Below are 6194 nucleotides of genomic sequence, written 5' to 3'. Positions count from 1 at the left end.
ACCAAGCATCCGACTGCCGGCAAAGCCGGCGCGAAGAAAAGCATGCAGAAAAATGCTCGCACTTGCCAACAAAGTCGCCATCGTCACCGGTGCCAGTTCCGGCATCGGCCGCGCTACGGCAAAACTCTTTGCGGAGGAAGGCGCCAAGGTGGTCGTCGCTGCCCGCCGCCAGGCAGAACTGGACGCGCTCGTTGCGGAAATCGAGGACGCCGACGGCAAGGCGATCGCCCTTGCCGGCGACGTCAGGGACGAGGCCTTTGCCAAGGCCCTTGTCGACTTGGCGGTCGGCCGGTTCGGCGGACTGGACATCGCCTTCAACAACGCCGGCTCGGTCGGCAAGACGGGCGCTATTTCGGAGCTGTCGCTGGAGGGCTGGCGAGAGACGCTCGATACCAACCTGACCAGCGCCTTTCTCGGCGCGAAATATCAGGTGCCGGCGATGGTCGACCGCGGCGGCGGGTCGCTGATCTTCACCTCTACCTTCGTCGGCCATACCGTCGGCATGCCCGGCATGACCAGCTATGCCGCAAGCAAAGCCGGGCTGATTGGATTGACGCAGGTGCTTGCCGCCGAATACGGCGCCAAAGGCGTGCGGGTCAACGCGCTTTTGCCGGGCGGCACCGACACGCCCTCGGCAACGTTCAAGACCCCTGAATCGCGAGCCTTCGTCGAAAACCTGCATGCCTTGAAGCGCGTCGCCGAGCCGGAAGAGATCGCCCGCTCGGCGCTCTATCTGGCGTCGGATGCGTCGAGCTTCACCACCGGAACTGAGCTGTTGGCAGACGGCGGCGTCTCGATCAGTCGGACGTGAGGCGTTTCCCGCGCGGGCGAGCGAGCCGCAATGTCGCAAAAGCAGTCTTGCTTTCCAGCGCGATTTGGCGATTTCTTCGGACACTTCCGTTCGAAGACAGGCCTAAAACATGCTGCTGATCAGGACCTACATCGCTGCGAGCGCAATCGAGGGCGTCGGCGTGTTCGCCGCCGAGCCAATCAGAAAGGGAACGTCGATCTGGCGGCTCGATCCGGACTTCGACCGACTGGTCCCGATGGAAAAATATGAGGCCGCGCCGCCGCACCTCAGGGAATTGCTCGACAGATATGCCTATCCAAGCCCGGACCGGCCCGGATTCATGGTCTATGAAGTCGACAATGGGCGCTTCATGAACCATGCCGAGAGGCCGAACACGGATTTTTCTCAGTATGGCGGGGCAACCGCGATCCGCGACATAGCGGCGGGCGAGGAAATAACCTGCGACTACGGCGAGTTCTTCGAGGATTTCGAGCGACTTCACCTGGCCACGGCGTCATAGCGATCTGGTTGCGTCGTTGGAGAAAACCCGGAGCGATGATCGGCTCCGGGCCAAATTTCCAGCCCCCAGCTTTAGTTCCGGTGGGCGTGCGGCTCGTCGGTATGCCGGCCTTCATACCGCAGGTCCAGCTCGCGTATCGCCTCCTTGCCTTTCTTCGGATCGACAAGCCTAAGAAGCGCGTCGATCTTGGCCTCCATCCGGTCGGTACCCTCCTTCGATTGCGGCGAGCCGACGAAGAGCAGGAACGCCAGGCCACCGACCTGCCAGAGCAGTTGCAGGAATTCCGATTGCCAGTTTTCGAGCGTGTCGCGGCTCATCTCGATGACATAGCCGCCGAATTCGGGCGGTTGGCCAAGCGCTCGCTGCTCGTCCAGATAGGCGAACCAGCCGAAAACCCAGTGGCCGACAAGCGAGATTATGAAGAAGCCGAGGGTAATCCAGGCATAGCTGTAAGCCCGCCAGACCGAAGGTCGTTTCACATTGCCCGCCGGCCTGCTTTCCTCACCGCTTGGCATTGTCGCTGTCCGACGCCGAGCGAGCCAGGAACTGCTGCGTGGTCGCGGGCAGGTTGTTTTTCAGCCACTCGGCCATCGCCTCCTCTTCCTGCAGGTTTTGCTCGCAGACGCGGGCGACCTCTGTTTCGCCAAGAGATTCGGCGGCCACGATGAGGATCCTGTAGGAGGCAATCTCCATATGCTCGAAAGTGTAGCTCGCGAGTGAGCCTTTCATCACCTCGTCCCCTGCGAAGACGCCGCTCAGGGACTGCGCCGCCGCCATCAGCTTGCCGCCGGCGTCCTTCAGCGTGGATGTATCCTCGTCCAAACTTTCCAGGCAAGTTCTAAGGCGCGCAGCCTGCCCCTTCGTCTCGTCGACGTGCAGGCTGATGCGCTTACTGAGCCCGGGATAACTCTCCAGCCGGCTCAACTGTCCGTTCAGCATGGTTTCGGCCTGCTCCTCCATCGCATGCGCGTCCCTGAGCCACTGGACGAGCCATTCACGGGTGTCTGACATCGGTTTTCTCCTGTGCTTGCGTCGCGGCAACAACCATCGGGGAGCGAAGTTGGTTCCTTCATCGATAAAGCCAGGCGGGCCGTTTTGCCGGATCGGGGCAGCAGGAATTTATCGGTGGCGGGGAAAACGCCAACGATCGCTCATCCGTGCGACAGAACCCCGGTCGAGAAGGCAGACACACTGCCCGAGGTCGCGATTCTTGCTTTTTGACGGCAGTTATGCTAAGTATTTTGGCATGGTGCTGATTTGCGCCGACGACCCGCCGCCGAGGCGGGTTTTTCGTTTCGGCAGTGGACAGAGCGGCATGATTCTGCTATCAGCCGCCACAATTCGTGGTGTAAATCGCCGCGGAGGCTTGTGGCTATGGCCGCTTGCCTATTGATATCAAACACGAAAGACAGGATTGCCCGTGCAGGTACTCGTCCGCGACAACAATGTTGACCAGGCGCTTCGCGCGCTCAAGAAAAAGATGCAGCGCGAAGGCATCTTCCGCGAAATGAAGATGCGCGGACATTACGAGAAGCCTTCCGAGAAGCGCGCCCGTGAAAAGGCGGAAGCCGTTCGTCGCGCCCGCAAGCTGGCCCGCAAGCGCGCCCAGCGCGAAGGCCTGCTGCCGATGACACCGCGCCCGGTGGCGGCTGGTGGTGCTGCTGGTGCAGGTGCTCCGCGTCCGCCGCGGTTCTGACGCCAATTTTTCGTCCTTTTCGAAGGATATCCAAGGTGGCGCGATGCGTAATCGCCGCCACCTTTTTGTTTTGAATTCCTCGATTCGGAGAGGCCGGTTCGCGAGGCCGGTTCGGAGGGGGAACAGACCTGACGGCGCGGCGGGCAGTGAGGACAGAGCAGACATGAACGCAATAAGCGTGGAGCGCAGAACCGCATTGCGCGGCTTTGCACTGACGGCAGCCTTGCTTTCCGGGCTGGCGCTCGCCGGCTGCCAGACAGCCCCGACCGGCGAATTCACCAACATCGACAAGGCACAAGGGTCGGCCGAGAACATCTCCTCGCTGTCGGCCGTTATCCAGCGCAGTCCCCAGGACCCGGAAGGCTATAATGTGCGCGGCTCGGCCTACGGCCGCGGCGGTCAGTATCAGGCGGCGCTCAAGGACTTCAACACCGCCATCCAGTTCAATCCGAATTTCTACCAGGCCTATTCGAACCGCGCTCTCATCCAGCGCTTCCTCGGCGATCAGGCGGCCGCGCTTGCCGACTACAACCGCTCGATCCAGATCAATCCCGACTATGACGCCGCCTATATCGGCCGCGGCAATCTCTACCGCAAAGCCGGGCGCACCCAGGAAGCGTTCAACGATTTCCAGAAGGCGATCCAGCTCGACACGACAGATGCCCGCGCCTACCACAATCGCGGCCTGATCTACCAGAGCCAGGGCCAGCACGCTTTCGCCATCGAGGATTTCTCGACCGCCATCTCGCTGGCGCCGGACGCCGCCGAACCCTACAATGGCCGCGGCCTCTCCTACCTCGCCATGAATGACGAGGACAATGCCTTCGCCGACATCAACATGGCGATCAAGCTCGACGGCAAGAATGCCGAGGCCTGGTCCAATCAGGCGCTGATCTACGAGCGACGTGGCGACAAGGCCAAGGCGGCGAAATCCTACCGCGAGGCAGTGCGCCTTAGTCCCACCTACCAGCCGGCCAAGGACGGCCTGGCGCGCACCAGCGCCGGCTGACCGACAGCGGCGTTCGGCCCTGATATGGCAGGCCTGCCGTTTGGCATGCCTTCGAAGCCTTCGATGATTGTGCATTAACGCCCGCCTTGATCGCGCCAAGTTTTCGGCGGAACGCTCGCGATGCTCAGCCGTTGTTCAAGGCAATTCGCGAAAGGACCTTCCCATGATCAAGAAACTCGCCTGTGCCGCCGCCCTCGCCGCCACGGTGCTCGCTGCCCCTGCCAGCGCAGGCAGGCTGGAGCTCGGCGTGCTCGACTGCACCATCGACGGCGGCACCGGCTATATCGTCACATCCAACAAAGGCGTGGCCTGCACCTTTCGCCCCCACCATGGCGGTCCTCCCGAAGCCTATACCGGGGTCATTTCCAAGCTCGGCGTCGATATCGGCAAGACACACCAGGGCGAGTTGATATGGGCGGTTCTGGCCGCCACGCGCGATCGTAATTCCGGCGATCTTGCCGGCAGCTATTATGGCGTCAACGCCGAGGCCAGCGTAGTGACCGGCGGCGGCGCCAACCTTCTGGTCGGCGGACTGAACAGCGCCTTCTCGCTGCAGCCTCTCAACGTACAGGCACAGACCGGCGTCAACCTGGCAGTCGCCGTCACCTCGCTGGAGCTGATCCACTCGTTCAAGTAGGCGGCATTCAAATAAGCGGCATTGCGTAGCGCGGCGCGGAACAGGACCTGTTCCGCGCCGCACGACTTTTGGGAACCGCCGTGGCAAGACGTTCATCGCGATCGCCATGATCGCCGCCGCCCCAATCTTCGATCACCCTGACTTCCCGGCTTCAACAGTATTCTCAGCGCACCGCAAAAAACCGCTTGAACTCAACTGCGGTTGAGGTTTTACAACCCGTCCCCGAAGCGCCGCGTGCCCATTTGGAGACGAAGAGCGCTCCATCATTTTTTTAATCGGCGTATAAGAAAGTTCGGAGGGCGGGGTGACCGAAATCAGCACAAACAGGGTCGATTGGCGCGCACTGTGGGCGAGCGGCGATCTGGCGCGCTTCTGCTTCATCAGCCTAGGCATCCTGCTGCACGCCACCAACGAAACCATGGTGGCAACGGTGATGCCGGCCATGGTCGGCGAACTCGCCGGCGTTCAGTTGGTCGGCTGGTCGCTGGCGATCTACGAGCTCGGCGCCATCGTGGCAGGCGCCGCCGCCGGGCGGCTGGTGAGCTACGTCGCGCTGCGCACCAACATGGTGGTGGCCGCCCTGCTCTATGCGGCCGGCGCCCTGGTCTGCGCTATCGCGCCCTCCATGCCGCTGTTCCTGGCTGGGCGCCTGATCGAAGGGTTTGGCGGCGGCGCACTGGTGTCGCTGGCCTTCGTCTCGGTCGAGCGGCTGTTTCCACGCGCGATCTGGCCGCAGCTTTTCGGCATCATGTCGGCGATCTGGGGCGTGGCCGCCTTCAGCGGCCCGGTGCTCGGTGCGTTGATGACCGAGTTGCTCTCCTGGCGCTGGGCTTTCGGCGTCTTCACGCTCGGCGGCACCGCCATGGCGTTGGCGAGTTTCATCGTGCTCGACACGCCTGAGGCGACCAGGCCGCAGGCGATCACCGGGACGGCGCCGCCCTTCCCCTTCGCCGCGCTCGGCTGCCTTGCCGTCAGCGTCGTGCTGATCGCCATGGCCGGGGTCGACATTGCCCTGCTGCGTTCCTCCTTGCTGCTGGCCCTCGGCCTGATCGGGCTCGCGCTGTTTGTCCGCATCGATGCGCTGAAGCCGCGCTCGCGGCTGTTCCCGTCGCGGCTGTTCTCATGGCGCTCGCCGGTCGGCGCAGGCATGACCATGGTCGCAGCCTTCTCGGTGGCGACCTGTTCCTTCGCCGTTTACGGGCCGCTGCTTCTGACCAGCCTGCACGGCATTCCGATCCTGACCACCGGCTATATCATCGCCGCCGAATCGATCGCCTGGTCGATCCTGTCGATTCTCGTCGCCAATGCGCCGCCGGAGCGCGAGAGGCTGATCATCACCGGCGGCGCGCTGATGATTGCGATGGGCATCGCCGGCTTCGCCTATGCCGTGCCGGCGGGTTCGATTCCGCTGATCCTGTTTTGCGCTTTGCTGCAAGGCGGCGGCTTCGGCATTGCCTGGCCCTTCGTCACCCGCGTGATCGTGGCATCAGCGCGGGATGGTGAGCAGACGATCGCCTCCGCCGCCGTGCCGACGATGCAGCG

At 62.9% G+C, this 6194-nt stretch carries 8 protein-coding genes; 6 read left to right on the top strand and 2 right to left on the bottom strand.

The features are described 5' to 3' along the window. Nucleotides 1-52 precede the first annotated feature (52 nt). Nucleotides 53-811, top strand: coding sequence for an SDR family oxidoreductase (locus tag E5W87_RS33225; protein WP_292407517.1), 759 nt, complete (start codon nt 53-55; stop codon nt 809-811). A gap of 109 nt (nt 812-920) precedes the next feature. Continuing rightward, the gene (locus tag E5W87_RS33220; protein ID WP_292407515.1) at nt 921-1310 is read left to right on the top strand and encodes an SET domain-containing protein-lysine N-methyltransferase; all 390 of its coding nucleotides are present in this window, start codon (nt 921-923) and stop codon (nt 1308-1310) included. A gap of 71 nt (nt 1311-1381) precedes the next feature. On the opposite strand, the gene E5W87_RS33215 is transcribed toward E5W87_RS33220, so the two are convergent. Together E5W87_RS33215 and E5W87_RS33210 are read right to left on the bottom strand one after the other, a co-directional pair. Next, a complete protein-coding gene (locus E5W87_RS33215) occupies nt 1382-1825 on the bottom strand; it encodes a DUF6766 family protein (RefSeq protein ID WP_292407512.1) in 444 nt (147 codons plus the stop codon). After that, nucleotides 1812-2321, bottom strand: coding sequence for a DUF892 family protein (locus E5W87_RS33210; RefSeq protein ID WP_292407510.1), 510 nt, complete (start codon nt 2319-2321; stop codon nt 1812-1814). Before E5W87_RS33210 ends, E5W87_RS33215 begins: the two co-directional genes overlap by 14 nt. A gap of 409 nt (nt 2322-2730) precedes the next feature. On the opposite strand from E5W87_RS33210, the gene rpsU reads away from it, so the two are divergent. The 4 genes from rpsU to E5W87_RS33190 all read left to right on the top strand — a co-directional run. Then, nucleotides 2731-3006, top strand: coding sequence for a 30S ribosomal protein S21 (gene rpsU, locus E5W87_RS33205; RefSeq protein ID WP_095488505.1), 276 nt, complete (start codon nt 2731-2733; stop codon nt 3004-3006). 163 nt (nt 3007-3169) lie between these two features. Then, complete coding sequence (locus E5W87_RS33200) at nt 3170-4015, top strand: tetratricopeptide repeat protein (RefSeq protein ID WP_292407507.1); 846 nt, start codon at nt 3170-3172, stop codon at nt 4013-4015. A gap of 163 nt (nt 4016-4178) precedes the next feature. Beyond that, nucleotides 4179-4652 carry a DUF992 domain-containing protein gene (locus tag E5W87_RS33195; protein ID WP_292407505.1) on the top strand — a complete coding sequence of 158 codons (474 nt, stop codon included), beginning with the start codon at nt 4179-4181 and terminating at the stop codon, nt 4650-4652. A gap of 304 nt (nt 4653-4956) precedes the next feature. Next, the coding region (locus tag E5W87_RS33190) for an MFS transporter (RefSeq protein ID WP_292407503.1) at nt 4957-6194 on the top strand (1238 nt) is incomplete at its 3' end.

It is taken from the genome of Mesorhizobium sp. (genome assembly GCF_004962925.1).
Classification (GTDB): Bacteria; Pseudomonadota; Alphaproteobacteria; order Rhizobiales; family Rhizobiaceae; genus Mesorhizobium.
The sequence above is the reverse complement of the archived record's forward strand: the minus strand, read 5'-3'. Positions and strand labels throughout refer to the sequence as shown.